Origin of the sequence: Vibrio rumoiensis 1S-45 (assembly GCF_000286955.2) — a bacterium.
Classification (GTDB): Bacteria; Pseudomonadota; Gammaproteobacteria; order Enterobacterales; family Vibrionaceae; genus Vibrio; species Vibrio rumoiensis_A.
Genome location: NZ_AJYK02000095.1, coordinates 1 through 19,306, shown reverse-complemented (window position 1 = coordinate 19,306; position 19,306 = coordinate 1). Strand labels below are relative to the sequence as shown.

Below are 19,306 nucleotides of genomic sequence, written 5' to 3'. Positions count from 1 at the left end.
CAGGCTAATGGTCAGCCTGCATTTTTATTTTGATAATTGTACCTTACTTAACGTTAAGCCGTTACCGCGTTACTTTTTGATTGACGCATTTTTTTGATCGCGACACAAATTACGGCAGTGACGATAGCGCCAACAGCCATGCAGATAATTGCCATGACAGGTTTGTTCATTGCACCTAATAATGCAACCACAGGTCCTCCGTGAGCAACGCTATTAGTAATGCCAAATGAGAATGCCATCACTGCGCCCACCATTGAGCCGATAACGTTTGCCGGAATTACAGACAATGGGTCTTGAGCTGCAAATGGAATGGCACCTTCAGAAATTCCCACTAAGCCCATTGCACCGGCAGCTTTACCTGCTTCAATTTCACTGTCTTCAAAGATACCAAACTTACGCCCGATAATCGTTGCCAAAGACATGCCAAGTGGTGCGATAGGGATAGCCACCGCCATTGCGCCCATGAATTGAGTTTGACCGTTAGCGATCATACCTACTGAGAATAGGAATGCCACTTTGTTAAAAGGCCCACCCATATCAAAGCCTGCCATACCACCTAGAACAATACCCAATAGCACCACATTACCAGTGCTCATTTCGGTTAAGACAGCATTTAGCCATTGCATTAAATCGGCAATTGGCGCACCAATGACAAAAATAAATAATGATGCAATGAATACTGTACCTAAGATGGGAGCAATCATGATCGGCACTAATGGCGCAATCATTTTGTGATAGTCACGCATTGCAATAAAACGTACAAAGTAACCCACTAATAGGCCGGCGATAATGGCACCGATAAAGCCAGTACCTGCTTCAGCCCCATAAAAAGAGCCGTTGTTTGCGATCCAACCACCAATGAAACCCGGTGCGAGCGCGGCGCGATCACCAATAGCAAAAGCAATATAACCGGCTAAGATTGGAATCATTAAAGTAAAGGCAACCACACCAACATTAAGCACTTGGTTCCATAAGCTACCTTCAGGGATCTGCATGCCATTTGGTGTTGGTTCACCACCAATTGCCAGAGAAAGGGCAATCATCAAACCACCTGTGACGACAAATGGAATCATGTGAGATACCCCATTCATCAAATAGCGGTATAGATTTGAACGGCCTGAGCTGACTGAAGATTTTTCTTCTTTACTGTTACCTGAGGTATCCGCTTTGTATGGCGCAGCATCAAGCGCTTGTTGGATCACGCCTTTACCATTACTGATAGGGGCTTTAACACTGGTTTGAATCAATTTTTTACCGTTGAAACGCGCCATATCAACTTGTTTATCACAGCTCACTACGATGGCAACGGCACGTTCAATTTCTTCAGCTGTTGGGGCATTTTTGACACCAATAGAACCATTGGTTTCAACTTTAATTTCGTAACCCATTTCAGCTGCGGCTTTCTCTAGCCCTTCAGCCGCTAAATAGGTATGTGCGATACCAGCAGGGCAGCCGGTTACACCAATAATTAAGCCTTTGTCTGCGGCAATCGTTTCTTGTGCTTCTTTTTGCTCAAGCAATAAAGCAAGTGCAGCGGCTGGCGTTTCGGCTTTAAAGAAAGCATCAATAAAACCATCTTCAATTAATTTTGATGATAATTCTGCTAGCACTTCAATGTGATGGTCTGCGCCGCCATCTGGTGAGGCGATCATGAAGAAGAGTTTTGAATCTTCACCATCTTCTGCGCCATATTCAATACCAGTACGGCTAATACCAATGGCAACTGCAGGCTCTGCTACTGCCGCGCTTTTTGCGTGTGGGATAGCAATGCCTTCTTCAAAACCAGTATTACCGATTTCTTCACGGGCATAGATGTCTTTTAAAAACTGTTCACGATCGCTAAGTTTGCCTTGAGCGTCTAATACATCAACCATCTCATTAAAGACTTCGTCTTTAGTTGTGGCTTTTAGATTCAAGCGGATCAGGTTTTCATTAATCAGCTGTGTAATCATAATCGTACCTATTTATTGGATGTTATTGTTTATATTGACACCATGAATTGTTGGCGATTTGAACAGTAAAAAATAGTGTACATAAAATGCATTTACTGGATTATTGTAACCTAGTAATTGCTTTGTGATCACGATCACCTAGAGGATGATAGTATCGATATAACTATCAATCGAATTAAGATTAAAATAGAAACCACCTTCGATTGACAATTAAATATGGTATTAAACCTAATAAGAATAGGCGTAAAACACTGCTATGAACCAAGTTTTTATTAATGTTCTAGAAGGGGTGCTTTCGGATAGAGAGCACTTTAAACGTGTTTGGTTTGCAAGTGACCAATCCACGCCGCCACCTTTTAGCTATCAAGTGAACTTTTCTCGCATGGAATTTGTTATCACTGGAGAATATATAAACCAAATAGAAGATCCAGAGTTTGGCACTACTGAGGTTAAAGTTCTTCCTGGAGATATATTGTATATTCCACCGAATAGTTGGAATAAACCCGATTGGGATAGTGATTGTTGTGTGCTGAGTTTATTGTTTGGTAAACGTCAGTTAGGGTTAAGCCTAGTTGAAAAAAGAAAAGGTGAAGCGACTTTTTTTGATGTTCAAAAGCACAGTATTCAAACGCGTACTGGTCATGCCATTGATCATATTTTGAATGCTTTAAATACATTATCTAAAGAAAAAAACTTACACCCAACGGGTGGTCATTTATTAATGGCATTAATGACTTACTGTCATGGCATGTTACTTTCCCCTGATGCATCGTCACAAAGCCGTAGTGAAGATTTGTATCAAGGAATTTGTATTTATATCCAAGAAAATTTCCACCGTAATATTACCCGAGACAGCATTGCACGCCGGTTTAATATCAGCCCTAATCACCTATCTCGTTTGTTTCGGCAGCAAGGTCACATGCGTTTAGCCGATTACATTACTTGGGTGAGGTTGGAGCGTGCCAAGTTTATGCTGACGCGCTATACGTTTCGCTTAAGTGAAGTGGCGATGCGTTGTGGTTATAACGATGTGAATTACTTCTTTCGAGTATTTAAAAGCAAAGTAGGGCGCACACCGAGTGAATTTAGAGCATTAAAGGTGAACGAAAAATAAAGCAAGGCAGCTTAACGTTGCTCCATTAAACAGCTTAAAATAACTTGCAACTCAGCACCTGTATTTTGCTGAGTGATAAACTGTTGAAAGTCTTCATTTACAAGTTTGCTCGCAAGGTTTTTCACGCCTAAAAATGCTTCTTTTTGAAAGGGTTTAGGTAAGATCAAACACATGATATGGGTAACAGGACCAAAGTTTGAACCCCATTGAATGGGGGTAGTGGTTGTGACACAAAAAAGTTGAGGGTCGGTTACACCTTCACTGACTATGTGGGGAAAAGCGATGCCATTTTTCATACCGGTCGAAGACATTGATTCTCGTTGTTTGAGCTGAGTTTCAATAATTTCTCTGTTAGCATAATTCGCCTGCTTTGCGAGCCATTTTAAAACATAGGTTTTCTCTTTTTCGTTCACGCTTGATTCGGTCGGTTGGCTTACGCTTTGAACGAATCGATTAAAAGCGTTCAGTTGTTTTTCAATATGACAGAATTGAAAATGGAAAGTATCAAAATTTAGATGAGTAGGAGCTGTGCTTGTATTTTTATCGACAATAAAACAGTTATCTGGAAGGCATTGATTTAAGCGTCTTTCAAAGTCATCCATTTTAGGACCACATAAAATTAGCTGACACAAATCAAAAGGCTGAAAGGCCAATGTCATCGCATCGAGATAATCTTTGACGTTCACTTCTTGCAGGGTTTGAATTTTAAGCAAGGTGACAGAACCATCAAAATCTATCAGTTGATTATGGATAGACTTAATCAACCAACTTGGTAAACCATCAGCACCAAGGAAAAAAGTCAGACGTTTACTGTGCATGTTTGAGGCAGTTCTTTAAAACCGTTTCAGGATTAGTTAATACTTCTTCAATCGTGACTTTAAGCGTTTTAATTTGCTCAAAACGTTCAATTTGTTCGATATCAATGTCAGAGGCAATCAGTGCAATATTCGCGTGGTTAATGTCTTTGTAACTGAGTTTATTCTCAATGCCCATCGCACCTTGAGTTTCTACTTGAATATTGAGCTCTAGTTTTGCTGCGCTTTTGATTAAGGCTTCTGCCGCCATGTAGGTGTGAGCAATTCCTGTTGGGCAAGCGGTCACTGCAATGATTTTCATCCGTCTATTCCATTTGTTTTTATTATGTTATACCCAGCCACTCAATAACGTGGCTAGGTATATTGGTTTGCTCATCATACTGCCGATGAGGCAACTTTCAACTGGAATTGTGAACAACGGTTTAGTTTATTGATTTAGATGCTTATTTTTCTGATTTTGGTTTGAACTTTAATAAGCGTAAGGCGTTGAGAGTGACTAACGCTGTTGCGCCACTGTCGGCTAACACCGCTACCCACAACCCAGTAATGCCAAACAAACTGGTGACAAGGAAAATGCCTTTTAGGCCAAGTGCCAATGTGACGTTTTGTCGAATGTTGGCCATCGTCGCACGAGACAATTGAATCATGTTGGGTAATTCAGTCAGTCGGTTATGAGTTAACGCTGAATCAGCAGTTTCTAGCGCGACATCGGTACCGCCACCCATCGCAATACTTACGTTTGCAGCTTTCATTGCGGGAGCATCGTTAATGCCATCACCCACCATGGCAACAAATGATTGCTGTGAAAGCTGCTCGATATAAGTCACTTTGTCTTTTGGTAGTAAGCTGGCTTTAAAGTCTATACCAATACTTTTACTTATTGCTGCTGCGCTACGCGGGTTATCGCCGGTTAGCATAATAGAATGCACCCCCATTGCTTTTAGCTCTTGAATGGCTTGGGCGCTGCTTTCACGTAATGTGTCTTGCAGAGCAATAATACCAATTGGTTGGTCTTCTTTTGAAACCACCACCACGGTTTTTCCTTGGTCTTCTAAATTGAAGATTTGTTGAGACTGCTCTGCCGAAAGCGCTGTCTCGACTGCATTAGGCGCACTAATTTGATAGTTATGGTCTTCAATGAACCCTGAAACCCCTACACCAACCAATGCTTTCTTGTTGGTGGCTTTTATCGCTGAGCTATCATGCTGTGGTTGAGTCGATTGCTGCGATTTCATTACAATCGCTTTAGCCAATGGGTGAGTAGAACCTTGTTCGATGGCACCGCTATACGCTAATAGCGCTTGTTCCGTCCAGCCTTCAAAAGCGATGACATCGGTCACTTCTGGCTTGCCTTTAGTCAGCGTGCCTGTCTTATCAAACGCAATGGTTTCTATTTTTCCTAATTGCTCGAGTGTCGCCCCTCCTTTAATCAGTGCGCCATATCTTGCAGCCGCAGAAAGGCCTGAGGTAATGGCCGCGGGCGTTGAAATAACCAATGCACAAGGACAAGCGATAAGTAATAAAGCAAGGCCGCGATAGATCCAAGTATCCCAACTTGCGCCAAATAACAATGGCGGTATAACGATAACTAAAGCTGCGATTAGCATCATTAATGGCGTATACCAACGGCTGAAGCGATCCAAGAAACGTTCAATAGGGGCTTTACGTGATTCTGCTTCTTCAATTAAATGTAAAATGCGGTCAATGGCATTTTCACCTTGTTTAGAGGTGATTTTAAAACGCACCACTTTATCGACCACAATAGCGCCAGCCATAACACTCGCGCCTTGTGGATGCTCGACCGGGATGGATTCTCCAGTTAATGCACTTTCATCAAAGCTGGCAGCTTGTTCTAATAAAATACCATCGGCTGGCATGCGTGAACCGGGTGCAACTTCGATGATATCGTCCGGTTGTAACTCATGCACCGAGACTTCTACGCTTTGTCCGTCGATGATTTTGATTGCAGTTTCAGGAACTAGAGCCATTAATGCTTGTACGCCACTACGTGCCTTTGACGCTGCAAATGATTCAAGCCTTTCACCAATTAAGAACAACAATAATACCATTGCGGCTTCGGCAGTTTCGCCTAAATACAATGCGCCTAATGCCGCGACACTCATTAAAGTTTCAATAGCAAATGGGCTGCCTGTTTGGGTTTGTCGATAAGCTTTTTTAACAATAGGAAATAAACCTAACAAACAGGTAATGGTAAATAAATTTTGGCTTAATGCGGGTGACCAATATTGTGATAAAGCAGCGATCAACATGGATACCGCAATGGTAATAATTTGGCCGTTTTCTTTGACGGTTTGCGCCCACTTATTGGTGTTTACATCAGGAGAAGCTTCATTATTATTGCGTGGTTGGCTTAGGTTTTGAAGAGTAAAACCTTGTTGTAAGCATGACGCTTCAATTTTTGACGCGACTTCATCAGCTTTAGCATTCGCAGTTAAAGTGATCTGAAGTTTTTCCGTTGCAAATAATACCTTGCCCGATTCAACATTTTCGAGTTGATTGACGATGTTTTCTATTTTTCTTGCACAAGCAGGGCAATCCATACCCGCAACTTTCCAACTGATGATGTTGATAGAAAGAGATTCAGAAAGCAGTTCATTATCTGTGGTTTTTGCCTCACCTGAATGACAAGTTGACTGGCTACAACATGATTTGTTTTGAGCAATGTCTTCAGCTTGTGCTGAGTGAATATCGATTTTTGATTCTTGTTCTTGGGAAACAGCGCTATTGATTCGCATTGAAGCACTCCTTATTTCGTGATTAAGGTAAGGATAAACCTTTGAGTACACTCTAGGGTCAAGAAGTATTTCAATGAATTTATATTTAGGGCGACCGTTATGTTTTACTGAGGGTTTAATAATGTAATCATTCTGAAGTGTGTATTGATAGGTTTATATAAATGAAATATGGCTTTTTAATAATAGTTTTTTAGTTGTTTTATGGTTGTTTTTTAGCTTAAAGTTCAATCACTTAATAATAAGGAGCTTGAAAATGGCTAATCTATCATTTTTACGAGTTGAAGGAGTAAAGCAAGGTCTGATCTCGGCAGGATGTAATACTCAACATTCAATTGGTAAAAAATATCAAAGCCATCATAAAGATGAAATTTCAATCTGTGCTGTTTCCCATTCGTTGATGCAAGGTGAAGGCACGCCGATTAAGCGTGAGCATAGCCCGATCAGCGTGACTAAGTTTATTGATAAATCAAGCCCTTTGCTGGCACAAGCATGGGCGAATAGTGAGCAATTGGATTGTGTCTTAACGTTATATCGCACAAGTGGCCAAGGGAGAAATGAAGGCTATTACGAAATTAAGTTAAAAGGGGCAAGAATTGCTTCCATTAGCCTTGATATTCCTAGCGTTCAAGATGAAGTTGGGGAAGACCCACAAGAGGTTGTCACTTTAGCGTATCGAGATATTGACTGGAAGCATCTTATTGCCGGTACGCTAGGACGAGATAGGTGGGAAACCCAAGTTTTATAAGTCTATAAACTCTTAGTACCCGAGTGTAAAAATAGATTAATACTCATTAGATAAATACGAATAAAATTAATGACGCATAAATTATGTAGCGACTGAGTTTTGCATTGGATAATGCGCCCTGTAGTCGCTACATAAAAGTGTTGAAAAGAGTCCGTTAACCTTTCATGTTGATTTCAGTAGCCTAGCTCAATACAAATTTCTCAATTGCTTGTGCTACACCACTATTATTATTGGTGTCAGTAATATAATCAGCAATGGCTTTTGTCTCTTTGGTGGCATTACCCATAGCAATACCTAAACCCGCGTATTTTAACATGTGATGATCGTTACCAGCATCACCCATAGTGATCACTTCAGAAGCTTGAATCCCTAAATGTTCTGCTAAAGCTTGCACTCCCGCGCCTTTATCACTGTTTTTATTCATGAATTCTAAAAAGAATGGTGCACTGCGCACAATGGTAAATTTTTCGTATAACGCGGCAGGCAGATCTGAAATGGCTTGGGAAAGTTGGACTTCGTCATCGATCATCATGACTTTTAAAATCGCTTCATCATCCGCTAAGTCAACAAAAGGCATTTCCGTTAAATTAATGCCATTAATGCTAGATTCTAGGGCTGTGTATTGACTGTTTTTAGGCGTAATAAGCCCATCTTTTATTGAGAAAGCATGCACATTAACGTTTAATTTTTCAGCCCAATCAGCAATTAATTTTGCATCTTCGCCAGTTAAAATCTCTTGGCGTATTGCGTTTTTACTTGCGACTTTTTGTACCATTGAGCCATTAAAGCTAATTACAAAATCATTATCGCTATCCATGTCTAGCTCTTGTAAGGCCGTTAACATCCCAGCTAAAGGACGACCTGAGGCTAAAACAACATGCACACCCTTGGCACGCGCAGCGGCAATGGCTTGTTTGTTTTCGTCGCTAATGCGATGTTCAGAGTTAAGAAGCGTGCCATCCATGTCGAGTGCGATTAGCTTATACATAATAAATACTGCCTAATGTAATAATGAAGAGATGATCATCTTAACGGTTGGGCATTGATCAGACAAACTGGAATATTAATGTAAAGTATGGATGACACTTTAAGTATTACCATTTGCCATGGTTAGCACTCGCTTTAAGATCCAGCGTAAGAGGAGCGGGATTTTTTCAATGCCATGCGCCTCACAATACTCCACAATGCCGAGCGCAAGATCGGGTTTGGCATGCTTTTTAACGGCGCGTTGAACAATCTTTTTATCGGAAATAGGGTGATTCGCGGTAATGTGAACCATGCTACGAAAGAACTCTTCAAAACCGTTGTTATAAAGAAAGTGTTCGATATCTCGGTCGGGCAGTTCTGTTAAACGATGTTTTTCAATATCTTGATCTAATTGAGAGCGAACTGCGGCTGCGTATTTTTGCCCTGCTGGATCGCCATCTACAACCACATGCCAATCAATATGTAACGCCTTTGCCACTTTAATGAGCGATTTTAACCCTGATTGGGCAAATTCGACCAATTGCACCCCTTCGGCCGCTAAGTTGTAGCCATAGATTTTCGCTAATTCGTTGAACAGCCACACTTCGGTTTCCCCTTCAACTAATAACCAGCAACGCGCAAATAATGCATTCGGTCGATGAAAGCGAATGTGGAAGCCAATGCGACGTAAATCATCTTTATTTAATAAATGATCATGAATAGCAAATGCGGCGGTTTTATCCGATTGCCTCACTAGCCGACGAATAGAAGATAAAGGCACTGCACTTAATAAGATGCCACTGTTGGTAGTGAGTATTTTTTGCATTGGGATCAACTGCAATAATTCCCAAGATTTGAGAAGGTTAGTCGGGTGTAATCGGCCTTCTGGATCTTCCAAAATAAGAATAGGGCGTGCCATAGCGCTGATTTGTGAGGATCCTTTCGCTTGTAAATAAGCATTCAATAGCCCCATTAACAGTAACTTGCTTTGCTGATTCTTATTTTTTTTCAATAAATTGAGCAAGCTGGTTTGATCATCCGGCGAATGATGCTCGGCGCTGAAAAGGTGTTCTCGTTGCTGGCGAGCATGAATATTGGGGTGTTCTTGGAATGAAAAATAGTGCTCAATTAAATGTTGCATGGCATTGAGTGTGCTTTTTAATTCTGCTTTATTGACGTGACCGGGCATAGCAAGTAAGCGCCGATAGGTATTGTTAATCCGCTTTTCTGCTTTGTTATCAGAAGCCTGTGTTTTTGAATAGTGTTGATTGGTATGCCCATTGTATTGATGTAACCGACGTGCATCTCGCAAGCGTATCACTGGGTGAATCCGAGACAATTCTATGACTAATTTATCAGAATCGTGGATAAGCATTGGTTGTCCTTGAGCATCTAGAAATTGATAGATGGTCTCGACTTTATGTTCTACCCGAGACGCACTGATTTGATAAATGAACATCTTTGCTTTGTTGTTGCTAGTGTTGGTATCACTATCATCGAGCCAAATGGGTTTCAACCTACGGTATCTGGGATTGCGGTGTTCGTTGTCGGTGGTGGTTCTCCAGCGAGTGATAATTTGAATTTGTTCGGTTTGAGGTTGAGATAACACGTAATCAACGTGAAAATCTTCGATTTCAAATTGATGTAGTTGACCATTTATGGGTAAAGCAATGCATAAAGCATCCAGTAAAGAAGACTTACCCCAAGTGTTTTCACCTAATAATGTGGTGACTTCATCAAAACTTAAAGACAGGCGCTTAATGCCTCGAAACCCAAGAATTTCAACTCGATCAAGTTGCATAGTGACTCCTCGGAATACATTCCTGAAAACTGGAATGTGCAATTCTTTCATTATGCTAGCAATATTCTATTATTGATTTAAGCATAGTTTGAAAATCATCGTTAAGTTTGTATGGTTGGCTATGCTGATAAGTAAAAGAATATTTAAAAGGTGAGTAAGATTTTTTGAATATTAACAGTAAATTGTCACAAAATGTAAGGCTACTGTGTATAAACTCGGACTGCCAGTTGGTTTGTAGCGACTGGTAAGGTGTCATATTAAATAATAAAAGGCTAATTATGAAAATCCGTACTCTGACTTTGTCACTTTTAACAATTGCTGTATTGGCTGGCTGTAAAGATAAAGAGCCGACCACAGCTAAAATCACTATGGTTGATGCTGTAACCGAGCAAGTGAAAACACCTCATCAAGTTTGTAAAGATGTCGCAATAACGAGTCAAGTTGAAGCAACGGATAAACATAAAATTCTTGGTACTGCTGGTGGCGGTGCTGCCGGTGCTGCTTTAGGTCATCAAATCGGTGATGGAACAGGTCAAGACATAGCAACCGTTGCTGGCGGTGTTGCGGGCGCCGCTTTAGGTCGTAAAGTACAAGGCAATGCACAAGGTAATAACACGGTAACGACGACACAAAATCAGTGTCATACTGAATATACCGAATCTGAGAACGTGACTGGTTACAAGGTTACTTATGAATTTAACGGTGAGCAAAAGACCATTCAAATGAAAGAAAAGCCAACAACTAAGTCTTTCCCTGTTGAAAATGGTCAGGTTGTATTGCCTAACTAATATATTAAAGCTTCAACGCTAACGATATGTAAGATATAGATTAAGCCGGAGTAGCATTGCTATTTCGGCTTTTTTTGTTTTCACTTTGTATTTTTACTGTTTTACCTTCAGTTCAGGTCGCTGAAAATGTGTGCATATTAGTGTTTTGAAGAAAGGGATGAGTAAGTTTGAACTGAAGATTGAAAAAATAGTCATAGTTTTGTCACTATTCAAGCAGTACTATGAATAGAAATCAAAGAAGTACGATACCCTTCTTACTTGAAGCTGCAATTTTGGTTGGCTATATCAATCATCTCAATCGTATAGGGAATATATGCACAGGGGGATTCGCTAACTTGCTCCCTCACCGTAACGTCAACTATTTTGGATATATAACACTGAAGCGCAGAAATTCAGTGAGAAGAAAGAAACCGTCACAGAGGTATAATGACCCCAACAAAGAATAAATCTGTGAGCATAATCTTAGCTCACATCAACGATACCCATTCCTATTTTGAACCAAGTTCATTGCAACTGAAGCTAAACATAGAAAACCAAATACTGCAGCCTTATGTGAGTGCTGGTGGATTTGCTCGCATTTCAACAAGGGTTAATCAGTTACGCCAACAAGCTCAAGACCTCAACAAAGGTTTTCTATTTTTACACGCAGGAGACTGTTTTCAAGGCACTCTTTACTTTTCTCTTTTTAAAGGGCGTGCAAATGCAGAATTATTGAATGCGTTGAATATTGATGCAATGGCACTAGGTAACCATGAATTAGATATGGGGAATGAGCCTGTTGGCCATTTCTTGAAACGAATTCAATTTCCGTTGCTTGCAGGTAACTGGGATGTGTCTAATGAATCGACACAAAAGCCAGTGAGAGTCGGTAATGCGGATAAATTACACCCTTATAACAACGCTAATCAATGTGCCAATTGGATAACAAAGGAAGTGGATGGGGTGAATATTGCTATTTTCAGCTTAGCGCTAGATAAAATGGCTGATATTTCGAACCCGGATCAAGACACACCTTTCCTAAACTCTATCGAAGTTGCAAGAGCGACCGTTAAAGCCGTTCATGAACAAGGTATTCAAAATATCATCTTGTTAAGTCATTTAGGTTATGAAGCGGATTTAGACTTAGCGGGAAAGGTTGAAGGTATTGGCGTTATTGTGGGTGGGCATTCTCATCGATTACAAGGCGACTTTTCTTCAATCGGTTTAGAGAAAGATGATGAATATGGGCAGAAAGTCGGCCAAACGTTTGTAGTGCAAGCCGGTTATCATGCTTTGTCGATGGGGCATTGTGATGTCACTTTTAATGCAGAAGGCATGGTCACTCACTTTAATGGCAAAAATGAATTATTACTCGGTCGCCGTTTATGTTTAGACGCAAGTTTGTCAGAAGCTTATGTGGATAATACTCATGCAAAAGCAAGTGAAGGATTACGCCAGAATCCACATGTTGTGATTTGTAAAAAAGATCCGGTGGTGCATGACATTTTATTGAACAAGTACATTCCGCGAGTTCGCAAACTACAAGAAACCATTATTGCCAGAAGCGATACACCATTACGCCATGTACGCATTCCGGATCAAGAAGGGCCAAGCATGCTCGCGCCTTTAGTGGCAGAATCGTTCTCGTTTATGATGAATAAGCAAGGTTTTGATGTCGACTTTTCTATCCATAATGCGGGCGGCGTACGTGCGTCATTAAATCCTGGAAATATCACAATTGCAGATATTGCCGGTAAATTATTGCCTTTCGCTGTGCCTATTGGAGTGTATGAAATTGAAGGTAAATACCTTGCCTCAATATTAGAAGGGGCGATAAATAATGCGCTTAATAATGGTGTAGAAGGTACAGGATCGGGCAGTTATCCTTACACTCATAATTTACGTTTTGATTATCAAGCAGAGAAGCCATTAGGTCAGCGTATCCATTCCTTGAGTGTTTGTGATAACAAAGGAAACTGGCAATCAATAGACGATCAACGTATTTATACGGGCACTTCATCTGCTTATACAATGAAAGGCAAGGAAGGATATGATGCTATTACCAATATGAAAAAATATGGCACGGTAACGTGTTTTTCTATGGCGGATTGCTTCATTGAGTTCTTACAACATCACCACGAACGAATTGACCAGGTTGAAAAAGCCCAAGCTGCAAGATAAGTTTTCAGTATATTTATTGGGTTTTATGAAATAGTGCTTGGTGGCAAGTTAGTGTGCTTGTACACTGAGCGTGTTTGGGGAGTAGTCAGTGAAAATTTGCTTGTCGTCATCTCGAAATAGGCCACTGTAGTAGTGATAGATCTATTTCCGGTAAGCAAAGGTGAGAATGAAAATTCATCACTCCGACGAGACCAACGCATATATCAATCATCAAGTTTTTTAGCTTGATGATTTTACATATTATGCGGAAGGTCTGAATCATTCCAATTCATTTCTTACCGCGTTGAGGGTTAGAAATGCACATCTCTACTTATGCTTATTTTGGTTTGTTAACCTTATTCATGTTTGCTTTGGATGTATGGCAAACACGTAATGGTAATGTCACGATTAAAAAAGCCGCCATCTGGAGCCTTTTTTGGGTTTTCCTCGCGTTTTTATTTTTTATCTCTCTATATGAATTCTGGCCTGTATTTGAGCCGGATAGTGCCTATACCCCTCATGCGGCCGCAACAGCTTTCTTAACCGGCTTTTTATTAGAAAAATCCTTGAGTGTAGATAACCTGTTCGTGTTCGCGTTGATCTTTGGTCGCTTTGCGGTTCCACAAGAATTACGCCCAAGAGTGCTACTTTGGGGGGTGATTGGGGCCTTAATTCTGCGTGGTATTATGATTGCAGTCGGCGCGGAGCTATTGAATACCTTCCACTGGGTGTTATACCTATTTGCGTTCTTCTTAATTTGGACAGGGTATCAATTAACCAAACCAGAAGAAGAGGAAGAAGAGCAGGTGAACTCTTTACCTGAGCGTATTGTGCGTAAGTTCTTCCGAGTGAGTGATTCATATCAAGGGACTAAACTATTTGTACGCGATAATCTTGGTTTGTTAGCCACACCATTAGTGGTTGTGGTGGCTGTAATTTCGATGACAGATGTGATGTTTGCTTTGGATTCTATACCGGCTATTTTTGCTGTGACACAAGAACCGTTCTTAGTGTTGACCGCGAATGTATTTGCTTTGCTAGGGCTTCGATCGCTGTATTTTGTACTCGAAGGTATGCTTGATAAGTTTGTGTATTTAAGACCAGCACTTGCCTTTATTATGATCTTTATTGGTTGCAAGATGTTGTTAATTGGAACGCCTTATGCGATTCCAACCATGGTGTCGCTGTTGGTTCTTTTAACAACCATGACCATTGCGGTTATTGCTTCAATCATTAAAGATAAAAAGTCGAATAAAGCTCTGGATAATTGATTGATAAGTCAATCTAAATGGTTTGGGCTAGTAATTAGACAGTAGAAAAAGAAAGGCTGAAGGTTCAATGAATGGACCTTCAGCTTTTTTCTATATAAAGATATTATCGAAAAATAACGTATTTTCCGTCATCTCAATAAAAATCAAGAATAGAATGCTGGAGCAAATGTCTGAATAGTAACGGTTTCACCAGCTTCTACACTTCCACGCTCACTTTCTAAAACAATAAAGCAGTTTGCTAGGCTCATTGAACGGAAGGCTCCAGAACTTTGATTACCAGTGCTGCTGACTTCAAATTGCCCATATTCGTTTATGCTATAAATTCCACGTTGAAAGTCAGTACGTCCTGGGAATTTTTTAAATCCGGTCATCGCTTTTGCAGGAATAGTGGGTTGAGGTTGCCAGTTTGAATGCCCACATAATTTAGCCAATAGTGGCTGAACTAAAATATAAAGCGTTAAAATGGCTGAAACAGGGTTACCCGGTAAGCCGCAAAAAATCGCATCAGAACTATGATCTTGAGAAAGCAATTGACCAAAAGCAAAAGGCTTGCCTGGCTTCATGGCAATTTTCCAAAAACCAACTTTACCCAACTCTTCCAATATTTCTTTGGTGTAATCGGCTTCCCCAACACTCACACCACCAGAGGTAATCACAACATCGGCTTGTTGTTGAGCTTGAATGAACGTTTGACGAAGCTTTACTTTATCATCTGGAATAACACCTAAATCGATAGCTTCACAGCCAAACTTTTCGAGCATGATTTTAATGCCGTAACGATTGCTGTCGTAGATCTCGCCATCTTTTAGTTCAGTACCTAGTGGTTGTAATTCATCACCAGTTGAGAAAAAAGCCACTTTGGGTTTATTTAAAACGGTTAAAGAAGGGATGCCTAATGTTGCCACCATTGGAATATCACGCGGAGTAAGCCGATGACCTTTAGGTAGCACTAAATCATTTTGGCCGATATCTTCGCCCAGCGTACGTATATTTTGGTGTTTTCTTAGGGGCAATGCTTGAGAGAAATTGACTTCTTCACCATTGACCGTTGCTTGTTCCTGCATGATAACAGCATCACAACCCGCAGGAATTTTAGCACCCGTCATAATTCGAATGCAGCTACCTTTTGGCCAATCTCCCGAGAAAGGAATACCGGCGAAAGACTTACCGACCACGGTTAAAGTTGTGGTGGTTGATAAGTCATCAATCCGAACGGCATACCCATCCATAGCCGAGTTATCAAATGGTGGTACATTAATTGGAGAGTGAAGGTCTTGCGCTAATACGTAGCCAACGGTGTCGGAAAGTGGCTTATTTGTAGTGTGATTGATTGGAGTGATGACTTCTAACATTTTGGTAAGAGCATCATCAATAGGCATTAAGCCTGGGTTCGCACAGCTATCCATGGTATTTCCTAATTTGATTTGATAGACATCATTCTAAATGGCTGAATAATATCAAAGTGAATCTCTCCATGCTTGTGTTAGCAAAGCACACACGGAATTTATGGATGTAATTATGCTTGAGAACGAGTATCCTTGTCATCAACTCAATAGTGGTATCTGGCTTCTAGTCGAGTTTTATATCGGTACGATTGGAGAAAGTAATGGCAAATTTGAACTCTCAAGTTCTAGGTGATCAAGCAGTCGCTAATGATCAAACGTTAAGTGAATCAGCACAATTAGTCAAAGCGGCGCTACAACAGCGTGGTATTGAGACTCCAATGCGCTTAAATGACACTCCTCGTGCAGAAAAGAAAGAACGCATTGAACACCACATGCGTGAAATACTAACACTTCTTGAACTTGACCTTACCGACGATAGCCTAGAAGAAACACCGCGTCGCATTGCGAAAATGTACGTTGATGAAGTATTTTCTGGTCTGGATTATAAAAACTTTCCAAAAATCACAGTGATTGAAAATAAGATGTCATGCAGTGAAATGGTGCGTGTTAAAAACATTACCGTGACAAGCACTTGTGAGCACCACCTTGTCACAATTGATGGTCAAGCCGCAGTGGCTTACATTCCTCGTGGAAAAATTATTGGTTTGTCGAAGATTAATCGTATTGTGCGTTTCTTTGCTCAGCGTCCACAAGTTCAGGAACGAATGACTCAGCAAATTTTAGTGGCTTTGCAAGCGCTTCTTGAAACGGATGATGTTGCGATTACGATGGATGCGACTCACTATTGCGTGAAATCTCGTGGTGTGATGGATGCAACCAGTGTCACCACTACCACGGCTCTTGGGGGGATATTTAAATCCAACCCAGCCACTCGTGCAGAATTCTTACACGGATTACGTTAACGCTTTTTTTAAGCCTTGATACAGTCCTGCTCAAAATATTGAAGCAAACCGTTGATATTATTGCTCTCAGTAATATCAACGGTTTTTTATTCAACATATTTGCGATTCAACCCCGCAGAATTAAAAATCAATCTTTCCACGTAATTGTTTCGTTTGGCCTCTTTTTACTTTTTGATCGGTACGCTTTCTTTGCGAGGAACGTGTCGGTGCTGTTGCTCGTCGTGCTTTTTCAATTTTAATTGCGTCTAAAATGATCAGTTTTAAACGCTCTAATGCATCCTCTCTGTTTTTTTCTTGGGTGCGATATTGTTGCGCTTTGATAACAATAACACCTTCGCTTGTGATCCTTTTGTCCGATAAGCCGAGTAGCCTCTGCTTATAAAAATCAGGCAAACTTGATGCGTGTATATTAAAACGCAAATGAATAGCCGAAGAAACTTTATTCACATTTTGCCCGCCAGCGCCTTGTGCTCTAATGGCGGTCAATTCAATTTCCCAACTAGCGATTTCAACATTATTGGATATTTTTAACATAATATGATTATTAGCTCACAGAAATTTAACTATTAATGATCGAATTGTTATTAAACTTGATGGTATTCTAATCCCATAAAAATATTAAGTTTAAAAGTTTTGATTGATGTATTCAAAAAGCCAAAACGATTAAAATTAAACAGAGAGGCACGTATGGCTGTAGATGTTTCTGGTTATAAAGGGTTGATTTTCGATATGGACGGAACACTTATCGATACGATGCCTTCGCACTTACATGCATGGGAGCAAACTGCCACGCAATTTAATTTTCCTTTTGAGCAGGAATGGATACACAGCTTAGGTGGAATGCCGACTCGTAAGGTTGCGATGCAACTGAATGAAAGGTATCACATTGATATTGATCCTCAAAAAGTAGCAGATACCAAAACCAGTTTATTTAGAACTTTAATTGAAGAAGGCAGTATTATTGCATGTACTTTTCAAATTCTAAAAGAATTTTATGGGCAGAAGAAGTTGGCAATAGGGACGGGCAGTAATCAAGAAAATGCCATTAAATTACTTGAATTCAATGGTATTTTACCTATGTTGGATGCAGTGGTAACCGCCGCTGATGTCGAGAATCATAAGCCTAACCCAGATACCTTTTTACTAGCAGCACAGCGTTTAGGACTCGAACCTAAAGATTGTGTAGTGTTTGAAGACACTGAAATAGGTAAGCAAGCGGCTTTAGCAGCAGGAATGGCATGCATTATGGTCGTGAATGGACAGCTTGTCGCTTAGTGTTAAAGTTGTCTCTAATTTATAACAATGCCCTGATGAGATTAATGTCATCAGGGCATTGCTGTCATTGAGGCGGAATTGTTGTAAATCGTACCGGGCAGGTGCTATTTCATAATTTCAAGCAGCTCAACATCAAAAATAAGGGTTGCACCGGCTGGAATAGGGCCTGAACCACTTTTGCCATATCCTAATTGATAAGGGATAAACAGGCGTACTTTTTCACCTTCAACCATATGTTGCAGTCCTTCTTGCCAACCTTTAACCACTTGGTTTAATTGGAATACAATAGGCTCACCACGCTTATATGAGCTGTCAAATTCGCTACCATCAAGAAGTGTACCCTGGTAATGAACTTTTACTTGGCTCGTGGCGGTAGGAAATTCAGTGCCTGTGCCTTTATATAATACCAGATACTGCAATCCACTATCGGTGGTGATCACTCCACTTTTATGAGCATTTTGAGCTAAAAACGCATTTCCTTGCTTAATATTTTGCTCTGCTGCCTTTTGTGTATTCATTGTTCTGTATAGCAAGAATGCCACTAAAAGTAATGCCAATATAGGGAGTAGAACTTTCACCGATAGATCCTTTAAGGTTGTTTAAGTAAGAAATTGATTGTGTTGGCGATGCCTTGAATGTCTTTGTGGCCACCAATAAGTACTTCATATTTGCCATTAACAATAAACGTAGGGACAGCGTTAAAGCCGCCTTGTTTGCTAATGTCCATTGCGTTGTCTAAATAACGGTAGAGCGCTTTTTGTTGCAGTCCATCAAAGCTGTAAGGGCTGATCATGTGACGCGAAGTAAAAACTTGTTCAATGGTCTGTTGCTGTTGAGTAATGGTTGCTCCATCACCAAGTTGTACCGCAGCAAAAAGATCTTTCATCATACTTTCATCAGGAATCTGATTAAGTTGCATAACCGCGGCATAATAGATTAAAGCTGCCACTTGGGCTTGCTCATTAAAAGTAACGTGAACTTTACCAAATTTTTGGTGGGTAAGTTGTTCAAGTTCTGGCAGCGAAGCTTCCATGTTACGACAATGCCCACAGGTTAATGAAAATACTTCGGTAACAGGCTTGATGTCGGTTTGAGTTAACGGTGTCGATAACTGTTTATATTGTTCACCTAACTTAGGCGTACCACTTTCAGAACAGCCTGAAAGAAAAATAAGTGTCAATGCGAATAGAAGAAAACTTTTAAAATATTTAGGCATGAGGCTCGTTCAGCGTTGTTATATAAGTATTTATGTAGAGCGTTCAGAATAAGAAAAGTTCCATCCGAAGTAAATCATCTTTTGCTTTAAAAGTACTTAAATAATGTGTTTATTATACAAGTGTACCGCACACTGGAGCTGTACGTCATTTCCGATCAAT

17 protein-coding genes are annotated in these 19,306 nt (G+C 40.4%); 7 read left to right on the top strand and 10 right to left on the bottom strand.

Annotated elements, in window-relative coordinates; all coding sequences use genetic code 11:
• Positions 1-53: 53 nt before the first annotated feature.
• Positions 54-1,952: a PTS fructose transporter subunit IIABC gene (locus A1QC_RS13130; RefSeq protein ID WP_017026233.1), complete on the bottom strand. Its 1,899-nt coding sequence runs from the start codon at positions 1,950-1,952 to the stop codon at positions 54-56.
• A gap of 256 nt (positions 1,953-2,208) precedes the next feature.
• Between A1QC_RS13130 and A1QC_RS13125 the strand changes: the two genes are divergently transcribed.
• Complete coding sequence (locus tag A1QC_RS13125; RefSeq protein WP_017026232.1) at positions 2,209-3,066, top strand: helix-turn-helix transcriptional regulator; 858 nt, start codon at positions 2,209-2,211, stop codon at positions 3,064-3,066.
• 11 nt (positions 3,067-3,077) lie between these two features.
• Here the strand turns inward: A1QC_RS13125 and A1QC_RS13120 are convergent, their stop codons facing one another.
• The 3 genes from A1QC_RS13120 to A1QC_RS13110 all read right to left on the bottom strand — a co-directional run bounded on the left by A1QC_RS13120 (position 3,078) and on the right by A1QC_RS13110 (position 6,637).
• Positions 3,078-3,884: a PTS sugar transporter subunit IIA gene (locus A1QC_RS13120; protein ID WP_017026231.1), complete on the bottom strand. Its 807-nt coding sequence runs from the start codon at positions 3,882-3,884 to the stop codon at positions 3,078-3,080.
• Complete coding sequence (locus tag A1QC_RS13115; RefSeq protein WP_017026230.1) at positions 3,874-4,182, bottom strand: PTS fructose transporter subunit IIB; 309 nt, start codon at positions 4,180-4,182, stop codon at positions 3,874-3,876. Before A1QC_RS13115 ends, A1QC_RS13120 begins: the two co-directional genes overlap by 11 nt.
• 142 nt (positions 4,183-4,324) lie before the next feature.
• Positions 4,325-6,637: a zinc/cadmium/mercury/lead-transporting ATPase gene (locus A1QC_RS13110; RefSeq protein WP_017026229.1), complete on the bottom strand. Its 2,313-nt coding sequence runs from the start codon at positions 6,635-6,637 to the stop codon at positions 4,325-4,327.
• A gap of 253 nt (positions 6,638-6,890) precedes the next feature.
• Between A1QC_RS13110 and A1QC_RS13105 the strand changes: the two genes are divergently transcribed.
• Positions 6,891-7,382 carry an Hcp family type VI secretion system effector gene (locus A1QC_RS13105; RefSeq protein ID WP_017026228.1) on the top strand — a complete coding sequence of 164 codons (492 nt, stop codon included), beginning with the start codon at positions 6,891-6,893 and terminating at the stop codon, positions 7,380-7,382.
• A gap of 181 nt (positions 7,383-7,563) precedes the next feature.
• Here the strand turns inward: A1QC_RS13105 and yidA are convergent, their stop codons facing one another.
• Positions 7,564-8,370, bottom strand: coding sequence for a sugar-phosphatase (gene yidA, locus A1QC_RS13100; protein WP_017026227.1), 807 nt, complete (start codon positions 8,368-8,370; stop codon positions 7,564-7,566).
• Positions 8,371-8,469: 99 nt separating this feature from the next.
• A complete protein-coding gene (locus A1QC_RS13095; protein WP_017026226.1) occupies positions 8,470-10,149 on the bottom strand; it encodes a DUF2813 domain-containing protein in 1,680 nt (559 codons plus the stop codon).
• Positions 10,150-10,424: 275 nt separating this feature from the next.
• Here A1QC_RS13095 and A1QC_RS13090 point away from each other — a divergent pair, with 275 nt between their 5' ends.
• From A1QC_RS13090 to A1QC_RS13080, 3 genes are all read left to right on the top strand, one after another.
• Entirely contained in the window at positions 10,425-10,937 is a 513-nt protein-coding gene (locus tag A1QC_RS13090; RefSeq protein WP_039836727.1) for a glycine zipper 2TM domain-containing protein, read from the top strand.
• 426 nt (positions 10,938-11,363) lie between these two features.
• Entirely contained in the window at positions 11,364-13,097 is a 1,734-nt protein-coding gene (locus tag A1QC_RS13085) for a bifunctional metallophosphatase/5'-nucleotidase (RefSeq protein WP_017026224.1), read from the top strand.
• 296 nt (positions 13,098-13,393) lie between these two features.
• On the top strand, positions 13,394-14,347 hold the full coding sequence (locus A1QC_RS13080; protein WP_017026223.1) for a TerC/Alx family metal homeostasis membrane protein: 954 nt from the start codon (positions 13,394-13,396) through the stop codon (positions 14,345-14,347).
• Between the two features lie 143 nt (positions 14,348-14,490).
• Here the strand turns inward: A1QC_RS13080 and moeA are convergent, their stop codons facing one another.
• Complete coding sequence (gene moeA / locus A1QC_RS13075) at positions 14,491-15,753, bottom strand: molybdopterin molybdotransferase MoeA (RefSeq protein ID WP_017026222.1); 1,263 nt, start codon at positions 15,751-15,753, stop codon at positions 14,491-14,493.
• Between the two features lie 200 nt (positions 15,754-15,953).
• Here moeA and folE point away from each other — a divergent pair, with 200 nt between their 5' ends.
• Positions 15,954-16,655 (top strand): GTP cyclohydrolase I FolE, encoded by a 702-nt coding sequence (gene folE / locus A1QC_RS13070; protein ID WP_017026221.1) that lies wholly within the window; start codon positions 15,954-15,956, stop codon positions 16,653-16,655.
• Positions 16,656-16,775: 120 nt separating this feature from the next.
• Here the strand turns inward: folE and arfB are convergent, their stop codons facing one another.
• On the bottom strand, positions 16,776-17,189 hold the full coding sequence (arfB, locus tag A1QC_RS13065; RefSeq protein ID WP_017026220.1) for an alternative ribosome rescue aminoacyl-tRNA hydrolase ArfB: 414 nt from the start codon (positions 17,187-17,189) through the stop codon (positions 16,776-16,778).
• Positions 17,190-17,342: 153 nt separating this feature from the next.
• Here arfB and A1QC_RS13060 point away from each other — a divergent pair, with 153 nt between their 5' ends.
• Positions 17,343-17,930 (top strand): beta-phosphoglucomutase family hydrolase, encoded by a 588-nt coding sequence (locus tag A1QC_RS13060; RefSeq protein ID WP_017026219.1) that lies wholly within the window; start codon positions 17,343-17,345, stop codon positions 17,928-17,930.
• A 104-nt stretch (positions 17,931-18,034) separates the two neighbouring features.
• On the opposite strand, the gene A1QC_RS13055 is transcribed toward A1QC_RS13060, so the two are convergent.
• Both A1QC_RS13055 and A1QC_RS13050 read right to left on the bottom strand, forming a co-directional pair.
• Positions 18,035-18,448: an FKBP-type peptidyl-prolyl cis-trans isomerase gene (locus A1QC_RS13055; RefSeq protein WP_084021895.1), complete on the bottom strand. Its 414-nt coding sequence runs from the start codon at positions 18,446-18,448 to the stop codon at positions 18,035-18,037.
• A gap of 71 nt (positions 18,449-18,519) precedes the next feature.
• Positions 18,520-19,146, bottom strand: coding sequence for a thioredoxin domain-containing protein (locus A1QC_RS13050; protein ID WP_017026217.1), 627 nt, complete (start codon positions 19,144-19,146; stop codon positions 18,520-18,522).
• Positions 19,147-19,306 lie beyond the last annotated feature (160 nt).

Coding starts and splice junctions, on each gene's coding strand:
- folE (WP_017026221.1), top strand. CDS start 15,954: ATGGCAAATTTGAACTCTCAAGTTCTAGGTGATCAAGCAGTCGCTAAT.
- A1QC_RS13055 (WP_084021895.1), bottom strand. CDS start 18,448: ATGAATACACAAAAGGCAGCAGAGCAAAATATTAAGCAAGGAAATGCG.
- A1QC_RS13095 (WP_017026226.1), bottom strand. CDS start 10,149: ATGCAACTTGATCGAGTTGAAATTCTTGGGTTTCGAGGCATTAAGCGC.
- moeA (WP_017026222.1), bottom strand. CDS start 15,753: ATGGATAGCTGTGCGAACCCAGGCTTAATGCCTATTGATGATGCTCTT.
- A1QC_RS13050 (WP_017026217.1), bottom strand. CDS start 19,146: ATGCCTAAATATTTTAAAAGTTTTCTTCTATTCGCATTGACACTTATT.
- A1QC_RS13080 (WP_017026223.1), top strand. CDS start 13,394: ATGCACATCTCTACTTATGCTTATTTTGGTTTGTTAACCTTATTCATG.
- arfB (WP_017026220.1), bottom strand. CDS start 17,189: ATGTTAAAAATATCCAATAATGTTGAAATCGCTAGTTGGGAAATTGAA.
- A1QC_RS13130 (WP_017026233.1), bottom strand. CDS start 1,952: ATGATTACACAGCTGATTAATGAAAACCTGATCCGCTTGAATCTAAAA.
- A1QC_RS13125 (WP_017026232.1), top strand. CDS start 2,209: ATGAACCAAGTTTTTATTAATGTTCTAGAAGGGGTGCTTTCGGATAGA.
- A1QC_RS13115 (WP_017026230.1), bottom strand. CDS start 4,182: ATGAAAATCATTGCAGTGACCGCTTGCCCAACAGGAATTGCTCACACC.
- A1QC_RS13105 (WP_017026228.1), top strand. CDS start 6,891: ATGGCTAATCTATCATTTTTACGAGTTGAAGGAGTAAAGCAAGGTCTG.
- yidA (WP_017026227.1), bottom strand. CDS start 8,370: ATGTATAAGCTAATCGCACTCGACATGGATGGCACGCTTCTTAACTCT.
- A1QC_RS13085 (WP_017026224.1), top strand. CDS start 11,364: ATGACCCCAACAAAGAATAAATCTGTGAGCATAATCTTAGCTCACATC.
- A1QC_RS13120 (WP_017026231.1), bottom strand. CDS start 3,884: ATGCACAGTAAACGTCTGACTTTTTTCCTTGGTGCTGATGGTTTACCA.
- A1QC_RS13110 (WP_017026229.1), bottom strand. CDS start 6,637: ATGCGAATCAATAGCGCTGTTTCCCAAGAACAAGAATCAAAAATCGAT.
- A1QC_RS13060 (WP_017026219.1), top strand. CDS start 17,343: ATGGCTGTAGATGTTTCTGGTTATAAAGGGTTGATTTTCGATATGGAC.